Source organism: Amycolatopsis sp. NPDC049253 (assembly GCF_040678995.1).
Taxonomy (GTDB): domain Bacteria; phylum Actinomycetota; class Actinomycetes; order Mycobacteriales; family Pseudonocardiaceae; genus Amycolatopsis.
Genome location: NZ_JBFAQX010000016.1, coordinates 62,951 through 82,577 on the forward strand (window position 1 = coordinate 62,951; position 19,627 = coordinate 82,577).

Below are 19,627 nucleotides of genomic sequence, written 5' to 3' on the forward strand. Positions count from 1 at the left end.
GTGCGGTGTCGCCGCGGTGTCGAAAACCACCGAGCGCACCGCTGTCGTCGCCGGATTCACCCGGAGATGTCGTCCTCAGCCACCATCACGGTGGTCAGCTCCCTGGAAACTCGTCCTGCACATTCCCCGCGATGTTATCAGCCGAGAGCCGCGTGCGCCGTCACCCGTCCGTCGCGAATGGACGGACGGGTGACGAACGCCGAGGTCAGGAGGTCTTCGGCCGGTGGCCGGGCTCCTGGTGGGGGAAGCTCTGCTGCGTGGTCGGGATGGGCGGCAGCTTGAACTGGCTGACCTCGTACTGCGCGAGGTTGTACTGGCCCGTGGTGTCGGGCAGCGTCGGCGCGTGCTTCGTGGCGTCGTGGAAGCGGAACGCCGAGGTGAGGTCGCCCACGGTGCGGCGGCGCCAGTCGGTGATGTTGGTTTCGCGCACGCCGGTCACGAGCTCCAGCAGCCGCAGCTGCGAAGTGTGGTCGGACAGCTCCGAGCAGACCCAGCCACCGACGGTCCACGGCGACACGATGATGCACGGCACGCGGAAGCCGAGGCCGGTGGGCAGGCCGGCGCCGTCGACACCGGTCACCGACGTCTTGAACACGAACTCACCCGGGGTGCCGGGCTTCGGGGTCGGCGGCACGACGTGGTCGAACAGGCCGTCGTTCTCGTCGTAGGACAGGATGAACGCCGTCTTGGCCCACACGTCGGGGTTGGCCGCGATGGCGTCGATCTTGCCGGCGACGAAGGTCGCGCCCGCCGCGGGCAGGCCGGCCGGGTGCTCGTCGAAGCCCGCCGGCGGCAGGATCCAGCTCACGGTGGGCAGCTGGTCGTGGGCCGCGTCGTACTCGAACTGGCCGAGCGGCTGCGGGTTCATGGCCTTCTCGAACAGGTCGTCGCCCGGCTTCGCGTTGAAGTACTGGGCGATGTGCTGGATCGCGGCGAACCCGGTGACCGAACCCGGCTGGTGGTAGATCTTCCAGCTCACGCCGGCCTCGGTGAGGCGCTCGGGGTAGGTCTTGAACGAGTACTGGCCGTTGGGCGCGCCGGTGGTGAGCGACGGGCCACCGAACTCGCCCTCGGCGTCGATCGTGCCCGCCATCCACATGTGGCGGTTCGGGCCCGTGGGGCCGAGCACCGAGCAGTGGTAGGAGTCGAGGATCGTGAACGCGTCGGCCAGCGCGTACTGGAACGGGATGTCCTCACGCGTGAAGTACCCCATGGTGTACTGGCCGTTGGTCTCGCCGTCGGCGGCGCGGTGGGCGGGCAGCCACTGGTCGTTCTTGCCGCCGTTCCAGGCCTGGTGCTGCACGGCCCACTCGTGGCTCGTCGACGGGATCGCCTGCGCGGCGGTCGACTTCGTGTCCAGGTGGTACGGCAGCAGGTAACCCTTGGGGTTCTTCGCGTCCTTCTGGTAGAAAACCGAGCTGCCGTCCGACTGGCGCGCGGCGTGGGGGTCGCCGAAGCCGCGGACGCCGGACAGCGTGCCGTAGTAGTGGTCGAAGCTGCGGTTCTCCTGCATCAGCATGACGACGTGCTTGAGGTCGGAGATCCGGCCGTTCTTCGGCGCGGGGGACGCGATCGCCTTGCGGACGTTCGCCGGCAGTGCCATCGCGGCGGCGGCGAGACCGCCCGCGGCGGCCGCGGAACCCAGGAGGCGTCGGCGCGTGAAACCGTTGCCCTGGTCGGTGTTCTCGGTCATCGAGGTCCTTTCGGGGTGGGAGCCAGGGGGAACACTCGTCCGTCGCGGTGAGCCGTTCGCCCAGGAGTTGATGAGCAGTGGCTGAACTTCCGCGGAACTCGACGTGGCGCAGTGACGTGCGCAACTCGATTTCCGGACGAAGCGGTGGAACCAGACGTAGGATGCGTCCACAGTGGAGCGTTATTTTTCCCGTCAGCGGAACCGCCGGCCGTTGCCAGGGTGCCGGTGTGAATCGCACGATCGCGGTGAACTACCCCGCGCCGATCCCGGTCGGCCACATCGCCGAGGTGACGGAGTTCGCGGACACACGCCCGGAGAAGAAGCGCCGCGGGTTCGACATGAGCGAGGCCTTCCGGCACCCGGCGCTGCTCGACCGCACCACTGGGATCCGGTACCTGAACCACGTCCACGCGTCCACGGTCGGCAACGGCGGGAACACGTTCACCCCCGTGCTCTACCCGGTGGTCCCCCGGCCGGACCTCCCCGTGTCGGCCGTCTGGCTGGGCACCGTGGTGGCGTGCGCGCTCGTGATGAACGACGGGCTCAACGGGCAGCACACCACCTTGGTGCCGGCGCCGGCCTGACGACTCAGTTCACCGGGCCGACCGGCACCGGCCAGCGGCTCGCGCCGAGCTCGCGGGAGATCGTGCGTGCGGTTTCCGCCACGGCAGTGCGCACGGCGTCGGCCACCGGCCAGTCGGCCACCGGCACCACCACGCCGATCGCGCCGGCCACGGCGTCGGCGGTGTCGAAGATCGGAGCGGCCAGACCGCACTCGCCGAGCACGGCCTCCTCCTCCTCGGCGGCCACGGCATCGCGGCGGACCTCGTCGAGCTGCGCGCGCAGGGTTTCGCTGTCGGTGACCGTCGCGTCGGTCATGCTGCGCAGCTCACCCGGGTCGGCGTCCGGGGTGAACGCGAGCACCGCCTTGCCCAGGGCCGTCGCGTGGGCCGGGACGACGAAACCGACCTCGGACATCTGGCGCGAGCCGTCGGGGCGCGGTTCGTGGTGCACGATCATCACCTCGCCGGGCAGCGGCACGCCGGCCCGCACCGCGCAGCCCGTGCGCCGCGCCAGCTCGGCCGACCAGGCGAACGCTCGTGAGCGCAGCTCGAGGCTGCCGAGGTAGGCGTTGCCGAGCCGCAGCACCACCGGGCCGAGGCGATACCGGGCGGAGCCGGCTTCCTGCACGACCATTCCATTGGCCTGCAACGTCTTCACGATGCCGTGCACTGTGGACGGTGCCAGCCCGAGCCGCGCGGCGAGGTCGGAGAGCGGCACACTGCGCGCGCCCTGCAGGATCGCGAGGACACGAACGGCCCGGTCGACGGCCTGGATCATCGCGACACCTCTTCCGGGGACCCGCTGCACTTTACAACAGCGAGCCCGCCTCGTATGGTGCGTCACACATTCGACAATGTCGAATGAAAGTCGACGATGACGAACAACTGGGGTGAGCACAATGGCCGTGCGACAGCTGGTGAACGATCCCGACGACCTGGTCGCGGAGGCCCTCAGAGGCCTCGCGGCCGGGCATCCTTCGCTGGTCAGGCACCATGCGCAGCCCGCGTACCTGGTCCGCGCCGAGCCCGGTGAGCCGAAGGTCGCGCTGGTCTCGGGCGGCGGATCGGGCCACGAGCCACTGCACACGGGGTTCGTCGGCGCCGGGATGCTCGACGCCGCGGTGCCGGGCGCGGTGTTCGCCAGCCCCACGGCGTTCCAGATCCGCGCCGCGATCCGGGCGGCCGACCGCGGGCGCGGGGTGCTGCTGATCGTGAAGAACTACACCGGTGACGTGCTCAACTTCGGCATCGCGGCCGAGCTGGCCGCCGAGGACGGCCTCGACGTGCGGACCGTGCTGGTGGACGACGACCTGGCCACCGAGGGCACCGAAGGCCCGGGTCGGCGTGGGACGGCGGCCGTCGTGGCCGTCGAGAAGATCTGCGGGGCGGCGGCCGAGCGTGGGGCTTCGCTCGACGAGCTGGTGGCGCTGGCGACGCGGGTCGCCGGCTCGGCGCGGACCCTCGCGGTGGCGCTCGCCGCGTGCACGCACCCGGGCGAGTCGCGGCCGTCGTTCGAGCTGGCCGACGACGAGGTGGAGTTCGGCGTCGGCATCCACGGCGAGCACGGCATCGAGCGGCGCCCGTTCGCGCCCGTGCGTGAGCTGGTGGCGTCGCTGGCCGCGCCGATCGCCGCCGCGCTCGACCTGACGGCCGGCGACGAGGTGATCGCGATCGTCAACGGTCTCGGCGCCACCCACGGCCTCGAACTGGCGGCCGCGCACCGCGACCTGGTGGCCCACCTGCGCGGGATCGGCGTGGAAGTCGCCCGCGCCCTGGTCGGCTCCTACGTGACGGCGCTCGACATGCGCGGCTGCTCCATCACACTGTTGCGCGCCGCCCCGGATCTGCTCGAGCTCTGGGATGCCCCCGTCCGCACGCCCGCTCTGACCTGGTGAGGAGAACCACCGTGATCGACGCCCGCACCTGGATCGAGAACTTCGTCGCCACCGTCGCCGACCGCTCGGCCGAGCTCACCGACCTCGACCGCCGCGCCGGCGACGGCGACTTCGGCACTAACCTGCGCGCCGCCCTGCGCCGCGCTTCGGCCAACCTGGGCTCCGTCACGTCGACCGCCCCGGACGCCGTCTTCACCGCGGTCTCCGACGGCTTCCTCGACACGGGCGGCACGAGCGGCCCGCTGTTCGGCATGTGGTTCCGCGAGTTCTCGCGGTCCTCGTCGCTGACCACGGCTTCGCTGGCCGCCGCGGCCGGCGGCGGCCTCGCCGTCGTCCAACGCCTCGGCAAGGCCGAAGTCGGCCACAAGACCATGGTCGACGCGATGGCCCCGGCCGCTTCGGCCCTGTCCGACGCCGCGAAACGCGCCGAGTCCCTGCCTGCCGCCCTGCGCCGCGCCGCCGATGCCGCCCACGCGGGCGCCGCGTCGACCTCCCAGCTCCTGGCCAAGCGCGGCCGCGCCAGCTACGTCGGCGAGAACGCCCGCGGGGTCACGGACCCGGGCGCTCTCACGGTCGCCTTGTTCTTCGAAGCGGCCGCCTAGTCCTCTGTGGAAGGTCAGGGCATGGCCGGGCCCTGGCGTGGGCCCATGACCGCGCCCGCGACGACCAGGAGGGCCCCGACGAGGAGGAGGATCGGCCCGAGGCCCAGGGAGGAGAAGTTGCCCCAGTAGAGGGTGGCGATGCCGGCGGCGTGGAAGATCAGCATGACGGCCGCTCGGCCGCTGAAGACCGTGCGGTACCACCAGAAGTCGGCACGCGTGAGTTCACGGCTGCGGATGCCGCTCAGCAGGAACGCCGAACGCTTCGCCCGGAGTGCCCCGAGTGTCCACGGCAGCACCGACAAGGCGGTGGCGGCGGTGATGATGAAGGCGAGGAACTGTACGTAGGTCGCCGCGAAGCCGGACGCGGCGGCGTTGTCGCTGGCGGCCTTGACGAGGTCGAGGAAGGACATCGTCACCGACTGGGTGCCGTTGGTGAACGTGATCCACGAGACGCCGAAGAGGGCGACGAGCTCCAGCACCACGCCCAGCCCGGCCGGGATCGCGCCGAGGCCGGGCTGGGTCAGCGGGCCGGCCGCCGGGCCCGGCTGCTGGGGGAAACCCTGCGGCTGCGGGGAGAACTGCTGCTGCGGCGCGCCCCACTGCTGCGGGAGGGGCTGCGGGTAGCCGGGCTGCCCCGGCTGACCCTGGTGCGGATAGCCAGGTTGCCCTTGCGGCTGCGGAGAACCCGGCGGCACCTGCTGCTGCGGGTAACCCGGCTGCGGCTGACCCGGCGCCGGGTACCCCTGCTGCTGCGGATACCCCGCCGGGTACCCCTGCTGACCTTGCGGATAACCCTGCGGTTGCTGACCCCCTGGGTGGCTCATGATCCAGGATCGTAGCCGCCCTCGGAGGATTCCACCGAGTCCTCAGAACAGCGGCTTGTCGAGCACCGCCTTGAGGTTGCTGAACGTGTCGATGGAGTACTTCCCGTGGTAGCGCCCCATGCCGCTCTCGCCGACGCCGCCGAACGGGAGTTCCGGCGCGACGAGGTGCAGCACCGGCATGCCGAACGTCACCGCGCCCGAGGAGGTTTCGGTGAGGATGCGCTGTTTGACCTCTTCGGACCCGGTGAACGCGTACAGCGCCAACGGTTTGTCGCGGCCCGTGATGAAAGTGATGGCGTCATCCAGAGCCGGGACCGCCAGCACCGGCAGGATCGGCCCGAAGATCTCCTCGCCCATCACGGGCGCGTCCGGCGCGACCTCGGCGAGCACGGTCGGCGCGATGAACTTGGCGTCGCGGTCGGTCTGGCCGCCCGTGACCACGCGCCCGCCGGCGAGCAGCTTCGCCAGGCGGTCGAAGTGCCGGGTGTTCACGATCCGCCCGTAGGCGGGGCTCGCGGCCGGGTCGTCGCCGAACTTCGCCCGCAGCGCCTCGGTCAGCAGGGGTTCGAGGCGCGCCGCCGTGTCGCCGATCGCGAGCACGTAGTCGGGCGCGACGCAGGTCTGGCCGGCGTTCATGAACTTCGTGTCCACGATCCGCTGCGCGACCACCTTCAGGTCGACGTCGGTGTCCACGATCACCGGGCTCTTGCCGCCCAGCTCCAGCGCCACGGGTGTGAGGTGCTTCGCCGCGGCCGTCATCACGATCCGCCCGACGACGCCGTTGCCCGTGTAGAAGATGTGGTCGAAGTGCTGCTCCAGCAGCTCCGTCGTCTCCGGGATCGCGCCCTCCACCACGGCCACGGCCTCGGGGTCGAGGTACGCCGGCACGTGGCGCGCGATGGCGGCCGACACCGTCGGCGAAAGCTCACTCGGCTTCACGACGGCGGCATTGCCCGCGGCCAGCACCCCGACCAGCGGTGCCAGCGCGAGGTGCAGCGGGTAGTTCCACGGCCCGATGATCAGCGCGACACCCAGCGGCTCCCGCACGACGCGGCCCTCGGCCGGCAGCAGGCGCTCCGGCAGCCCGGCGGGCTGCGGCGCGAGCCACTCGTCGAGGTGCTCAAGGGTGTCGTCGACCTCGTTGACGATGAACATCAGCTCCGTGCGCCGGGCCTCGGTGGCATTCTTCGCGAGGTCGGTGTGCAGGGCGGCGAGGAAGTCGTCCTCCTGCTCCAGCAGCATCCGCTTCAACGCGCCGAGCTGCTCGCGCCGCCACGACAGCGGCTTGGTGCGGCCGGAAGCGAACGACTTGCGCAGGCGGGAAACGAGGTCCGGGATCATGATCACGACCCTAACCGCGGCAGCCACTCGGCGCGCCCGGACCCGAGCGGCACCAGGATCGTCGAGAACCGACCCGGCGTCTCCGACATCCGCACCTGGTCGGTCACGCCCTGGTAGAGCCCCAGCGGCGTCTCGGCCGTGAACGTCTCCGGGTCGACGTACGCGTGCAGCTCGCCGGTGCCCGCGACCGTGCGCGCGTACTCCTTGTCGAACACGCCCAGGCTGATGATCCACAACGCGATGCGCGTCAGCGAGATGTGCACGCGGTAGCTGCCGCCTTCGGTCGCCCGGCGCATCAACGCCGCGCAGATCCCGGTGGTGGCAAGCCACGGCACCAGGTAGTCGTTGACCACGCCGATGTGCGGCAGCACGGGCTGATCCGGCGAGCCCTCCAGCGTCATCATCCCGGCGACACATCCCGCCGTCTGGTCGAAACCCACGCGCTGCGCCCACGGCCCGCGCTCGCCGTGCAGTGACACCGTCGTGTGGATGATCCCGGGCCGCAGCTCCGCGGCGCGCTGGGCGGACAACCCGAGCCCGGCGACCAGACCCGGCCGGCGGTTGGCGTAGAACACATCCGCGCCCCGCAGCAGCTCGTGCACCTTCGCCAGCGCCGTCCTGTCGCGCAGGTAGTCCACTGTGGCCGATCGGACGCCGACGTTCGCCGTCGAGTACGTCACCGGGTTTTCCCACTCGGTGGGGCGCCACAGGTTGAGCGCGTCGGCGCCGTGCTGTGCCAGCGCACGGCCGATGGCGGCGCCGGCGATCACGTGCCCCATCCCGAGCGCACGAACGCCGTCGAGCGGCTGGCGAGCGCCCTCGGGCAGCGGTTCGGGATCGGAGTCGCCGATCTTCTCGATCTCGATCAACGGCAGGCCGGCCAGCACGTCGCGGTACTGGCGCGTCTCGAGGAACTCCTCCGTGCTGCGCACCATCGGCATCACGAGCCCCGCGTCGGCGCCGGCCTCCTCCAGGTCGAGGGCGCTCCAGCGGGCGACGGCGTTGGCCACGGCGGGCTCGTCGTCGTAGGTGCGCAGGAGCTTGAGCGCAGCGGACTTCAGCTTGGGGTAGATGTTGAGCGGCATCACCCAGCGGCCGTCGCCGGCGCGGTAGAACTTGAGCGTGAACGGGCTGCCCGGGTCGGCCGTGTTGGTCGGCGGCAGCCCGTTGATCAGCTCCCATTTCTTGTCGTAGAACGGGCACAGCCGGTGCGGCGCCGTGCGCACGTCCATGCTGATGTCCTGCCCCGGCCCACCGCGGTGGCGCCACAACGCCGCCAGTGCCACGGACTTCGCGACGAGCCCGATCGCCGGCGCCGCGCCCAGCCGTACCGCGCTCGGCACGATCGGGTCCGCGCCGAAGAACTCGACGCTGCCACCGCAGTCCTTTTCGGACAGATCGGCGTCGGCGAGCACCTCGGCCAGCGCGGCGTGGATGTCGAACCGGTCGTCGGCCTCGGAACGGATGGGGTTGGCGAGGGCTTCGCGGATCCGGTCAGTGACGGTCATCGCTGCTCCTGTCCCGGCGTGGTCCCCAGCGCCCTCATCACGGCGATCTGCTTCTCGTCCCGAGCCTTGGCCAGCTCGTCGATCGTGCCGCCGAAGTCCCGCGACTGGGCGCTCAGCAACGCGACAGTCGGTTCGTCGAGGTCCGGCGTACCCAGCTGACCCCAGCGTTTCCGCAGGCCCGGGCCCAGGTGTTCGAGGAAGTGCGGCAGCCCGCCGGCCCCGCCGCCGAGGTGGAAGCTCAGGAACGGCCCGCTCACCGCCCACCGCTGCCCGAGCGAGGACGTGACCACCTCGTCGAGCTGCTGCTCGGTGACCACGCCCTCGGCGACGAGGTGCACGCACTCGCGGAAGATCGCGGCCTGCAACCGGTTCGCGACGAACCCGGGCACCTCCTTCGCCAGCACGATCGGCTTCTTGCCCAGGCTTTCGTAGAACTCGACGGCCCGCGCCACGTTCTCCGCCGACGTCTGCTCCCCCGGCACGACCTCCACCAGCGGGATCAGGTGCGGCGGGTTGAACGGGTGCCCCACCACGAGCCGTTCCGGCTGTGCCAAGGCCGTGGCGATGTCCGTGGCGGGAATGCCCGACGTGGACGTGAGCAGCAACGCGTGGGCCGGTGCGTGGGCTTCGATGGTGCTGAAGATCCGGTGCTTGAGGTCGAGTCGTTCAGGGCCGTTCTCCTGCACCACGTCGGCCTCGGCGACGGCCGTGGCCAGGTCCGGCTCGAAGCTCACCGCCCAGTCGCGATCGGGCAACCCGAGCTCCCGCAACGCCGGTTTCAGCTCTTCGAGCCCGGCGCGCACGGTGTCCTCGATGCCCGGCGCCGGGTCGCTGACCGTCACGGCCAGGCCGCGCGAGGCCATCAGCCCGGCCCACGACACGCCGATGACCCCGCCGCCGACGATGGTCGCCTTCATGGTTTCCCCTCAAGCCAGGTAGTCGTGCACGACCGCGAGCCGGCCGAGCGTGAGGTCGGTCAGGAGGTGGCTGGCCGACACGATCTCCAGCACCGGCAGGTCGGCCAGCGGCGCCAGCGCGTGGGCCACGAGGTGCAGCCGTGCGGGCCCGGTCCAGGCGCCCTTGATCGTCACGTCGCTGATCCGGCTGCGCGCCAGCTCGCAGATGCGCGGCCGGCCGTCGTAGCCGGGCACGATCTTGAGCATGAACGTCGGCGCCGTCAGCTCCGCACGCGCCTGAGCTTCGTCGAGGGTGCGGTGCTTGTACCCCATCGTGGCGAGCGCAACCTGGATCGAGCCGTAGTCGAGCGAGCCGACGAGGGTGTCGGAATCCGTGTACAGCCGGGGTTTGCCGAGCTTCTTCGGATACGCGGCGACCTCGCGACCGCTCGCGATCGCGGGCAGGCTGTCCACGTACATGCCGAGGGTGAACTCGCCGGCCTCGTCGCCGTGGCGCACCATCGCGACCTGGCCGGACTCCGTGTAGTCGCCGAGGCCGGTCACGTCGGGCATGCGCATCACCTCGAACCGCACCAGCGGCTCGTCGACGACCAGCGGTTCCGGCACGAGCGCCCGCAACGCCGCCGGGTCTGTCCGGTAGGTGATGTTCAGGTATTCGCGGTCGGTGAACCGGTAGGGCCCGCGCGGAAAAGCCGGCGCGGCCAGGGGCGTGGTGAGCTGGGCGAGGACCTCGTCCTCACGCATGAGCGACTTCCCGCAAGATCACGAACCGCAATCTACCTGCGCCTTTCCCCTGCCGCATCTCGATGACGGGCAAGATGGGCGCCATGCCCGCGCCCGCTTTCGACTACGACGCCGAGATGCGCCGCTATCAGCCTTGGCTGCGTGAGGCCGTCGCCGTGGGGCCGGACGACACCGTGCTCGACATCGGCTGCGGCGCCGGCACCACGACGTGCGAAGCCGCCCGGCTGGCGATCCGCGGAAGCGCCCTGGGCATCGACGTCTCCGCGGCCCGGCTGGAGGTGGCGCGCCGGCTCGCCGCGGACGTCGCCAATGTGCGGTTCGAGCAGGCCGACGCGCAGGTGCACGATTTTCCGCCCGCCAGGTTCACCCTGGCGTTCAGCCGCTTCGGCACGATGTTCTTCGCCGATCCGGTGGCCGCGTTCACCCATCTCGGACGCGCGCTGCGGCCGGGCGCGCGGCTGGTGCAGCTCGTGTGGCAGCGCGGCGACCGGCAGGAGTGGCTGTCCGAAATCAGCCGGGCCGTCGGAAATCCGGCGGCGCCGGACGAGAGCCCGTTCTCGCTCGGCGACCCCGCCGTGGTCAGCGACGTGCTGACCACGGCGGGGTTCACCGACCTGCGCTTCACTGACCTCGCCGAACCGCTGTGGTACGGCCCGGACCCCGCTGCCGCCGTCGACGCGGTGCGGCCGTTGCGCCTGGTCGGTGACGCGCTGGCTCAGCTCGACGACGCCGGGACCGAGCGCGCACTCGACCGGCTGCGCGAGGTCATGGCCGCCCACCGGAGTTCCGACGGGGTGTGGCTCGGCTCCCGCGCGTGGCTGGTCACGGCGTGCCGAGGTGCCGGCTGAAGAAGCGGACAGCGCTGGCCGCCTCGAACCGCGGGAGCTGCTTGTGCTTGCCCGCGTTGGCGTGCAACGTCTTCTCCGGTGAGGCGAAGGCGTCGAACAGCGCGAGCGCGTCTTCCCGCGGGATGTGCTCGTCGTCCCACTGCACGGCGAACTCGATCGGGATGGTGATCCGCTTCGCCAGGTCGACCAGCGTCGACGGCCAGAACTGGCCGAGCGCCGCGGCCTTGATACGGGGTTCGACCGCGATCAGCGGAACGCCGATCGCCGTGCCCATGTTGATGCCCCAGTAACCGACGGGGCCGGGCACCTCGTCCTGCAACGCGTCGAGCGCCGCCTGCCATTCGGGCACGGCACGCGCGGCGAGGTCGCCGTTGTAGCGCTCGACGATCGGGCCCACGGGCTCGCCCGTCGCCATCGCCTGCTGCATGAGGGCGATCTCGCGGTCGTCGTCCGCCGAGCGGGGCCGGTCGCCGTGGGCCGGTGCGTCGAGCACGGCCACGGAGAACCCGGCCGCGACGAGCAGCCCGCCCCGGCCGGTCATGGCCGGGTGCTTCTTGTGGTTGCCACCGCCGTGCCCGAGGAGCACGAGCGGGCCGGGACCCGCCGAGGGGGTCCAGAGGACGCCGGGGACCTCGCCGACGGTGAATTCGCGTTCGACGAGACCGTCGGCCGAGGTTTCGGAAGTGAAGTACATGGCATGCCGCCTTTCGGAAGTGCTCATGGCGCTCCCGGCGACACCTACCGCCCGACCACGAAACTGAGGGGGAGCACCCACATCGATCCACTGAACACGGGTACCACCTCCTCAAGCCGAATCGCAGTCGAGCGGACACTAGCGACCCCGGCGTCCGCTGGGCAAATCTTTTTTCGCGCTACAGGCCGGCGAGCCCGTCCGGGGTGCCGACGCCCGTGGGCGCGTCGTACCCGGACGCGGCGACACACAGATAGTCACCGCCGCACTTGGCGCCGCCCGAGACCCGGTCGTTGGAGCCGTCGGTGACGTCGAAGAAGTGCCCCTCACCGGCGTACAGGGTGGCGGCCGTCGTGGTACCCGCGTGCCCGGCCCGCGCGATCAGACCGGCGACGAACGGTGCCGAGGCGCTCGTGCCGTTCGCCGTCGCCCAGCCACCCGCGTCGGTGAAATAGATCGACAGCTGCTCGGCGACCGCCGAAACGTCGGCGACCGTCCGGTTGCGACAGTGCGGATCCCGCTGCCACGCCGGTTTCGCGACGTACGCCGAACAGCCGCTGCCTCCGGAGAGCCACGCCGACTCCGCGAAGGCGCGGTCGGACGAGTCGCGGCTCAGCATCGTGCCACCGACGGCCACGGCGTCCGGCAGCACCGCCGGATAGCTGGCGGCGGTGAACCCGTCGTCACCCGAGGACACGACGGTGGTCACGCCGGGGTGCTGGTAGCTGCTCGCGTAGGAGAGCGAGTACCCATTCTCCCGCCCCCCGTAGCTGTTGGTCACGATCTTCGCACCCAGCCGCACGGCGGTGTCCTCCGTGGCGGCCAGATCCGGGAACAGCGGACTGTCGCCTTCCACCACGAGGATCCGGCACGACGGGCACGCCGCCGAAACCATCGACACGTCCAGTGTGGACTCCAGGTTCCAGCCGAAGTTCGGCCCGGGCAGCGGAGCCGCATCGCCGCGCTGGTTCACCCTGCGGAAGCAGCCGGTGTCCGAAGTGCACGGTGGCAGCCCGTACTGCGCGCGGTAGGTGGCGAGGTCCTGCTCCAGGGTCGGCGAGTCGTAGGCGATGGAGATCGCCACGAGGTCACCCGGCCCCGGTTCGGCGGGCAGGCGGTAGGCGGCCGCGAGGTCGGTCGCACCCCAGCCGTCCGGGGCATCGGCCGTGGCGTAGCTCGTCAGGCAGCGCGCCATCGTCGGCCCGACGGCGCCGCAAGCCGCTCGGGGAGCGGTCGCGGCACCTGCCGTGCCCGTGACGGCGGTGAGCGCCGCCCCCACGATCACCGCGGCGGTGAAGACCTTGCTGAACACAGTGGGCACTCCCCTCAGAAGTTCACGCGGTAGGCGTCGGTGATCGTCTCGGCGACGGTGCTGCCCCCGGCGTCGGCGGCGGTGACCCGCAGGGCCACGACCGTTCCCCGGAAATCGCCGGGGACCACGGAGTAGGCCGCGTGGAACGCGCCGTCCGCGCCCGGGGTGACGGTGGCGTCCTGCCACGTCGCCCCGCCGTCGGTGGAGAACTGCACCGTCGCCGCGGAGACCGCGCTCCCCGCGGACGTCTGCACGTGAGCGAAGCTGACGTCGAGCGACTGCGGACCGGAAGCCGTGGAGCCGTCGAGGCCGAGGCCGACGACGTCGTAGCCCGGCATGAGCAGGGGTTCCGCCTGGCACACCGCGCCGGGATCGGCTCCGCGCGCCACCGAGCACTGCAGCGGTGCCGGCAGGGCAGCGCCCTCGACGTGCTGCGAGCGCCACGTCCACTCGGTGCGGGTCGCGGTCGACAAGGAGAACATCGGCCCGCTGCGCGCGGCGTCCACGGTCAGCCCCAGCGTCGCCGGCTCGGGGCTCACGGCCTGCGTGAACTGGACCTGGTCACCCGGCACGCCCTGCGCCACGATCGTGCCGTCCTGCGTCAGCGTGTAGTGACCGGACACGGTGTCGTTCGGGCCACCGCGCAGTCCGCCCGCATGACCGGGCTGGTTGTCGGACAACGGGATGAGGGCGATCGAGACGTCGTCGCCCGCGCGCACCGCACCCGGAGCCACGTGGGTGGAGCCCTTGATCGGCGTCCCGACCGCGACCGCCTCCGCGGTGTGCAGCGGGAACTTGCCATAGCTCTCCGTCGCGGTCTGGCCGCCGCGGTAGACCTCGCCGGTCACGAGCTGGCCGCCGACCCAGCTGCCGGCCTGGCTGACGAACTTGGCCGTGCCGCCGAACCACAGCAGGTCGGGAGCGGCGGAAACGTAGTCGATCTGGTGCCGCGGCAGGTCGATCGGCACTCCGGGCCGGCCACCGCCGTCCTCGAAGGCGAACAGGCCGCTGCGCTGCAGGCGGCCGATCGACTCCTGTTCGGCGTAGTGGGAGGTGTCGAGCGTGGCGAGGTCGGCGCTGGTCACGGTGTAGCTCTGCTTCGGGATGGAGCCGATGCTCGCCTTCTGCAGCCAGTACTCGTACGGCGTGCCGGAGCTGGGCGGCGACACGAGCCGCGCGTACGGGTAGGTCTGCAGCGCGCCGGTCTGCACGGGCTTCGCCACCGGCGAGATCCACATGGGCACACCGGGCCCGGCGTCGTAGTCGAGGCTGAAGGCGGGGCCGGTCGTCGCGGCGCGGCGGACGAGGAAGCCGTTGTCGTCGAGCAGCGCCGGGCGCGGCGTGACCCAGGTGACTTTGCTCGACGCCTTCGCGGCGTCCATGCGCACGGTCTTGTCGCCCTTCACCACGAACTCGGGGTCCACCACCTCACGCACCCCGGTGACCGTGCCGTCGGCCGCGGTGGTGAAGAAGACGCTGATGGCGCTGTAGTTCCCCGCCGGCACGCTGTACTTGGCGGTGCCGGCGTAGAAGTAGTTGACCGACTCGTTGCTGTCGAGCAAGGTCGAGTCGTCGGTGTTCGTGAGGAACGCGACCCCGGTGTCAGACGGCGTGCCGTCCGCCTCGTTCGCCGCGAGCGTCAGGGTGTTCAGCACCGTGCGCGGCTGTTTCCTCGCCGGCGCCGAAGTGCCGTAGGTCCCACCGCCGGCGAACAGGCCGCGGCCGCCGAAGCTGCCGAGCGCACGGTCGGTCGCGTACTGCTTCGCCAGTTGTGCCCCGAAGTTCTGCGCGGCCGCGCGGTCGAAGATGCGCGTCGCCGTGGTCACGTGATCGGTCGCGGCTGTGTCGACGTCGAACAGGCCGAGGTCCAGGCCCTTGCCCAAGTAGGGCACCGCAGTCGCCGGGATTTCGTAGTTGCGCCCGCCGAGTTCCAGATGCACCAACGACCTCGCGGGCCCCTTGGCGGCGGCCGGGACCACGTCGTAGCCTTCGCGACCATCGCCGAGGTCGTGGACCGTGACGACGTCGCCGGTGATGAGCAACGCCGTTCTGTCATGTGGTTGTTCTGCTTGCTGTCGCGTCACTTGCGGCGCTGCCGCCGCGACCCCTGCCCCTGTCGCGACGAGCGCCACGACCCCCAGCACGGTCAAAGGTTTACGCACACACACCTCCAGCAGGGAACGGATCACCCGCTACCTACGTGAAGGGCCCGGCGGAGGTTCCACCGCCGTTTCGAATTGGTCCGTTCGGCCCAACGCTCAGGTCACCGCGTAGTCCGAAGCGCGGAAGTGCCTGGTTCGCCGCCAGAACTCCACGGTGCCCGCCGGCCACAGCACGGTGTTGCGGCCGGACTTCGGGTCCAGGTACCAGCTGCGGCAGCCGCCGGTCTGCCAGACGGTGGCGGCCATCCGCGAGTCGAGCCAGTCGTTGAACGCGTTCTGCACCTCGGCCCGCACCTCGAACGCCTTGGCGCGCCGGAGGCGGCGCAGCGCGGCGACCACATAGGACGCTTGCGCCTCGATCATGAACACCTGGGAGTTGTGGCCCAGACCGGTGTTCGGGCCGATCATGAGGAACAGGTTGGGGAACCCGGCGACGGTCGTGCCCAGGTAGGCCTCGTTGCCCTTGCTCCACGCGTCGGCGAGCGTGCGGCCGTCGCGACCTTCGACCTCGAACCGGATGGTGTGCTGAGGGTCGAAACCAGTGCCGTAAATGATTACGTCGGCCGGTACCGCCACCCCGTCGGCGGCCACGACGGCGTCGGGACGAACCGACGAGACCCCACCGGAGCGGACGTCGACGTGCGGCTTCGTCAGCGCCGGGTACCACGCGCTGGAGATGAGCAGGCGTTTGCAGCCGACGGTGTAGTCGGGTGTGAGCCGCGCGCGCAGTTCCTCGTCGGGCACCTGGTCGCGCAGCAGGCGTTTCGCGAGGCCGGCCGTCTGTTCCATCGCGGCCGGGTCGGCGACGAACCCGACCGCGCGGCGCTCGTGGACCCAGTACAGCCGGTCGCGCACGTACCACCGGAACGGGGGGAACCAGCGCGCCCAGAACTTGTGCCGGGCGTCGAACGCGCGGTCGGCCTTCGGCACGATCCACGGCGGCGTCCGCTGGAACACCGTGAGCGCGGCGACCCGGTCGACGATCGCCGGCACGAACTGGATCGCGCTCGCCCCCGTGCCGATCACGGCCACGCGTTTGCCGGTCAGGTCCACGTCGTGGCGCCACCGCGCGGAGTGGAACACCTCGCCGTGGAACGACTCCACGCCGGGCAGTTCCGGATACGACGGGTGGTGCAGCGGACCGACGGCCGACACGACGAACCGCGCGCGGTAGGTCTCCCCCGTCGCTGTGGCCACGTCCCAGCGCCCGGCGCCCTCGTCCCACGCCGCGCGCGTGACGCGTTGCCCGAAGCGCAGCCGGTCGAGCAGCCCGCGCCGGCGCGCGACGTCGTGCAGGTACTGCAGGATCTCCGGCTGACCGGCGAACATCCGGCTCCAGTCGGGTTTCTGCGCGAACGAGTACGAGTACAGCGGCGAGGGGATGTCGCAGCCGCACCCGGGATAGGTGTTGTCGCGCCAGGTGCCGCCGAGGTCGTCGGCCGCTTCGAGGACGCGGAACGAGCGGAAGCCGGCCTTGTCCAGCCGCGCCGCGATGCCCAGGCCGCTGAAGCCCGCGCCGATCACGACGACGTCGACGTGCTCAGCCGTCATCCGAGAGCTCCCGTTTGAGGACCTTGCCCGACGGGTTGCGCGGCAACTCCGTCACGAACCGCCACTCCACGGGCACCTTGAAGTCGGCCAGCAGCTTCACCGCGTGCTCGCGCAGGCTTTCCTCGCTCGGCGTCCGCCCGGGCCGCGGCACGACCACCGCGCGCACGCGCTCGTCGAAGATCGGGTCGGGCACGCCCACCACGGCGACTTCCGCCACGTCGGGGTGCTGCGCGAGCGCGCTCTCCACCTCGAGGCTGTAGATGTTCTCGCCGCCGCGGATGATCATGTCCTTGAGCCGGTCGAGCACGCGGACGAAGCCCTCGCCGTCGATCGAGCCGACGTCACCGGTGTGCAGCCAACCGTCCACGAAGGTCGACGCGGTGGCCTCCGGGTTGCCCCAGTAGCCCGCGGCCACCACGGGTCCGCGCACGCACAGCTCGCCGACGGTGTCACGCAGGTCGCGCGGCGGCTCGCCGGGCAGGGCGATCGCGACCTCCACGCCGTCGACGACCGGGCCGACGCTCCACGCGTGGCTCAGGTACTCCGCGCCGGCGGTGAAGGTGACGATCGACGTGCCTTCCGTGAGGCCCCAGACGTTGCCCAGCACCAGATCCGGCAGCTGCTCCTTCACCTGCGCGGGGAACGGCTCCGGCACCGGCGAGCCGCCCATCACGAACAGCCGCAGCGACGACAGGTCCGCGCCCGCGTCCTCGGCCTTCAGCAGGATCAGCCGCAGCATCGCCGCGACGCCCGCGAAGAACGTGATGCGCTCCGACGCCATGAGCGCCACCGTGGTCTCCGCCTTGAACGCTGGTGTGAAGACGCAGCACGCGCCGTTGGCCAGGAAGCCGATGAACTGCGACACGATCGCGGTGGCGTGGAACATCGGCGCGGCCACGAGCGTGCGTTCGCCCGGGGCGGCGCCGAGGCGTTCGCGGACGGTGCCGGCGTTGAACATCAGGTTGGCGTGCGTCTGCATCGCGCCCTTGGGGCGGCCGGTGGTGCCGGAGGTGTAGAGCAGGTGCGCGACGTCGCCGGGCGCACTTCGCTGACCCGGCTGCGCGGCGGGGTCGGCGGTTTCGCCGGTGTCGGTCGTGAGCGCGGCGGCGTCGACGGCACCCGGCAGGTCGCGGTCGGTGATCACGAGCTTCGCGCCGGAATCGGTGAGCACGTGCTCGATCTCCGGCTGGGCGAAGCGCGTGTTCACGAGCACGCCGATGGCGCCGGCGAGCTGCACGCCGAAGTAGCTCACGGCGTACTGCCAGCCATTGGGCAGCAGGATCGCCACACGATCGCCGGGCTCCACGCCGAGCTCGCCCAGCCGCGTGGCGACCACGGCGGACCGGCGCACCATGTCGGCGTGGGAGATGCGGGTCTCGCCGTCGACGAGAGCTTCGCCCGGGCCGTGTCTTTCGGCGACGTCGAGCAGCATGGCGGGCAGGGTTCTGGCGGGCACGGGGATCTCCTGGGTGCTCAGCGGTAGAAACCACCGCGGGTGAGCCCGGAGCCGCCGTCGAGGCGCAGCGCCTGGCCCGTGGTGTAACCCGCGGCCGGGGACAACAGGTAGAGGACCGAGCCGACGACCTCGCCCAGCGACGCCACGCGACCCATCGGCACGCCGGCGAGCAGGCGCTCGCGGGCCGATTCGGGCATCGCGAGCACCTTGGGCGTCGCGAAGAGACCGGGCTCGACGGCGTTCACCCGCACGCCGTCGCCGCCCCACTCCGCGGCGAGCGAGCGCGTCAAGCCGAGCACACCGGCCTTCGCCGCCGCGTACGCCGCCTGTCCGGGCAAGCCGTCTTCGGCCGCGACGGAGGAGAGGAACACGATCGAGCCGGCGGAGTCCTTCAACGCCGGGTAGGCCGCGCGGGCGAGGACGAACTGGGCGACGAGGTTGGCGTCCACATCGGACCGGAACGCGTCGAGCGGGAAGGTGCTCGCGCGGTGGACGGTGTCGACGATCCCGGCTGCGCCGATCACGGCGTCGAGCCCACCGAGCCGTTCGACGGCGTCGGCGACGGCCCGGGCGGCGGCGGTTTCGTCGGTGAGTTCGGCGACGAGGTGCTCAGGCTCGGCCGCAACGCGGTCTATCCCGACCACGCGGGCGCCGACCTGCGTCAACGCGGCGACGAGCGCCCGGCCGAGACCGCCGGCGGCGCCGGTGACCACCACGCGGCTGCCCGGCCGCGGCAGGGTCGACCAGTCGGGTTCGGTCATGAGATCCCTGTCCGTGTCGATCGTTTGATCGACACCAAGGTTAGCCAGGTTGCGTTCGCCCCGTCAACTTGTCGATCGTACGATCGGCGCACGTTCGTACCCCATCTCTTCACCGGACGGAGGGCCGTGGCCAGGAAGAAGTCACTCGACGAGGGATCCGATCTCCGGGCCCTGATCCTCGAACGCGCGAGTGAGCTGTTTCACGAGCGCGGCTACAGCGCCACGTCGATCCGCGACCTGGCCGACGCCGTGGGCATCTCGTCCTCGACGATGTATCACCACTTCACGAACAAGCAGGAAGTGCTGCACGCGATCGTGTCGCGGTTCATGACCGACTTCGTGGCTGCGACCGTACCCGTGCTGCGCGACGAGTCCCTGTCGCCCCGCGAACGCGTGCGGCGGGTCGTGCGGCTGCACCTCGAACTGAGCGACGACCGGCGTCCGGAACTGCTGGTCGGCAACCCCATCCGCTACGCGCTCGACCCCGCCCAGCAGGCCGAGGGGATCAAGCTGCAGACCGCGTACCACGACGCGTTCCGCGATGTCCTGACCGAGGGCGTCGCCGCCGGCGAGTTCCGGATCGACGACGTCGCCGTGACCACGATGGCCGTGCTCGACATGCTCAACGGCGTGCGCGAGTGGTTCGCCCCGTCCGGCCGCCTGACGCGCGACATGGTCGTGGCGCAGTACACCGCGCTGGTCGAGCGGCTGATCGAACAGTGAAAACAGCCCCGGCCGAGGTGGCCGGGGCTGTGTTTC

General features: G+C 71.1%; 18 protein-coding genes. 5 read left to right on the top strand and 13 right to left on the bottom strand.

Going from position 1 to position 19,627, the window contains the following annotated elements:
- Positions 1–205 precede the first annotated feature (205 nt).
- Entirely contained in the window at positions 206–1,693 is a 1,488-nt protein-coding gene (locus AB0K15_RS30295) for an alkaline phosphatase family protein (protein WP_364057842.1), read from the bottom strand.
- A 227-nt stretch (positions 1,694–1,920) separates the two neighbouring features.
- Between AB0K15_RS30295 and AB0K15_RS30300 the strand changes: the two genes are divergently transcribed.
- On the top strand, positions 1,921–2,277 hold the full coding sequence (locus AB0K15_RS30300) for a hypothetical protein (protein WP_364057845.1): 357 nt from the start codon (positions 1,921–1,923) through the stop codon (positions 2,275–2,277).
- Between the two features lie 4 nt (positions 2,278–2,281).
- Here the strand turns inward: AB0K15_RS30300 and AB0K15_RS30305 are convergent, their stop codons facing one another.
- On the bottom strand, positions 2,282–3,034 hold the full coding sequence (locus tag AB0K15_RS30305; RefSeq protein WP_364057848.1) for an IclR family transcriptional regulator: 753 nt from the start codon (positions 3,032–3,034) through the stop codon (positions 2,282–2,284).
- Positions 3,035–3,155: 121 nt separating this feature from the next.
- Between AB0K15_RS30305 and AB0K15_RS30310 the strand changes: the two genes are divergently transcribed.
- Both AB0K15_RS30310 and dhaL read left to right on the top strand, forming a co-directional pair.
- Positions 3,156–4,151 carry a dihydroxyacetone kinase subunit DhaK gene (locus tag AB0K15_RS30310; protein WP_364057851.1) on the top strand — a complete coding sequence of 332 codons (996 nt, stop codon included), beginning with the start codon at positions 3,156–3,158 and terminating at the stop codon, positions 4,149–4,151.
- An 11-nt stretch (positions 4,152–4,162) separates the two neighbouring features.
- A complete protein-coding gene (dhaL, locus tag AB0K15_RS30315; RefSeq protein ID WP_364057854.1) occupies positions 4,163–4,753 on the top strand; it encodes a dihydroxyacetone kinase subunit DhaL in 591 nt (196 codons plus the stop codon).
- A 14-nt stretch (positions 4,754–4,767) separates the two neighbouring features.
- Here the strand turns inward: dhaL and AB0K15_RS30320 are convergent, their stop codons facing one another.
- The 5 genes from AB0K15_RS30320 to AB0K15_RS30340 are packed head-to-tail and all read right to left on the bottom strand — an operon-like array spanning position 4,768 to position 10,087.
- On the bottom strand, positions 4,768–5,577 hold the full coding sequence (locus AB0K15_RS30320; protein ID WP_364057857.1) for a hypothetical protein: 810 nt from the start codon (positions 5,575–5,577) through the stop codon (positions 4,768–4,770).
- A gap of 42 nt (positions 5,578–5,619) precedes the next feature.
- Positions 5,620–6,918 (bottom strand): aldehyde dehydrogenase family protein, encoded by a 1,299-nt coding sequence (locus AB0K15_RS30325; RefSeq protein ID WP_364057860.1) that lies wholly within the window; start codon positions 6,916–6,918, stop codon positions 5,620–5,622.
- Positions 6,919–6,920: 2 nt separating this feature from the next.
- Positions 6,921–8,426 (bottom strand): CoA transferase, encoded by a 1,506-nt coding sequence (locus tag AB0K15_RS30330; protein WP_364057863.1) that lies wholly within the window; start codon positions 8,424–8,426, stop codon positions 6,921–6,923.
- A complete protein-coding gene (locus AB0K15_RS30335) occupies positions 8,423–9,343 on the bottom strand; it encodes a 3-hydroxyacyl-CoA dehydrogenase NAD-binding domain-containing protein (protein ID WP_364057866.1) in 921 nt (306 codons plus the stop codon). Before AB0K15_RS30335 ends, AB0K15_RS30330 begins: the two co-directional genes overlap by 4 nt.
- 9 nt (positions 9,344–9,352) lie before the next feature.
- On the bottom strand, positions 9,353–10,087 hold the full coding sequence (locus AB0K15_RS30340) for an acetoacetate decarboxylase (protein WP_364057869.1): 735 nt from the start codon (positions 10,085–10,087) through the stop codon (positions 9,353–9,355).
- 83 nt (positions 10,088–10,170) lie between these two features.
- On the opposite strand from AB0K15_RS30340, the gene AB0K15_RS30345 reads away from it, so the two are divergent.
- Positions 10,171–10,935: a methyltransferase domain-containing protein gene (locus tag AB0K15_RS30345; RefSeq protein WP_364057872.1), complete on the top strand. Its 765-nt coding sequence runs from the start codon at positions 10,171–10,173 to the stop codon at positions 10,933–10,935.
- Here the strand turns inward: AB0K15_RS30345 and AB0K15_RS30350 are convergent.
- From AB0K15_RS30350 to AB0K15_RS30375, 6 genes are all read right to left on the bottom strand, one after another.
- Complete coding sequence (locus tag AB0K15_RS30350) at positions 10,910–11,629, bottom strand: alpha/beta hydrolase (protein WP_364057875.1); 720 nt, start codon at positions 11,627–11,629, stop codon at positions 10,910–10,912. The genes AB0K15_RS30345 and AB0K15_RS30350 overlap by 26 nt on opposite strands.
- Before the next feature lie 178 nt (positions 11,630–11,807).
- Entirely contained in the window at positions 11,808–12,938 is a 1,131-nt protein-coding gene (locus AB0K15_RS30355) for a S8 family serine peptidase (protein WP_364057878.1), read from the bottom strand.
- Positions 12,939–12,952: 14 nt separating this feature from the next.
- Positions 12,953–14,980: a hypothetical protein gene (locus AB0K15_RS30360; RefSeq protein ID WP_364057881.1), complete on the bottom strand. Its 2,028-nt coding sequence runs from the start codon at positions 14,978–14,980 to the stop codon at positions 12,953–12,955.
- 216 nt (positions 14,981–15,196) lie between these two features.
- Positions 15,197–16,651 carry an NAD(P)/FAD-dependent oxidoreductase gene (locus tag AB0K15_RS30365; RefSeq protein WP_364057884.1) on the bottom strand — a complete coding sequence of 485 codons (1,455 nt, stop codon included), beginning with the start codon at positions 16,649–16,651 and terminating at the stop codon, positions 15,197–15,199.
- The gene (locus AB0K15_RS30370) at positions 16,641–18,107 is read right to left on the bottom strand and encodes an AMP-binding protein (RefSeq protein ID WP_364057887.1); all 1,467 of its coding nucleotides are present in this window, start codon (positions 18,105–18,107) and stop codon (positions 16,641–16,643) included. The genes AB0K15_RS30365 and AB0K15_RS30370 overlap by 11 nt, the downstream gene beginning before the upstream one ends.
- Before the next feature lie 17 nt (positions 18,108–18,124).
- On the bottom strand, positions 18,125–18,868 hold the full coding sequence (locus AB0K15_RS30375; RefSeq protein ID WP_364057890.1) for an SDR family oxidoreductase: 744 nt from the start codon (positions 18,866–18,868) through the stop codon (positions 18,125–18,127).
- Between the two features lie 126 nt (positions 18,869–18,994).
- Here AB0K15_RS30375 and AB0K15_RS30380 point away from each other — a divergent pair, with 126 nt between their 5' ends.
- Entirely contained in the window at positions 18,995–19,591 is a 597-nt protein-coding gene (locus tag AB0K15_RS30380) for a TetR/AcrR family transcriptional regulator (RefSeq protein WP_364057893.1), read from the top strand.
- Positions 19,592–19,627: the final 36 nt, after the last annotated feature.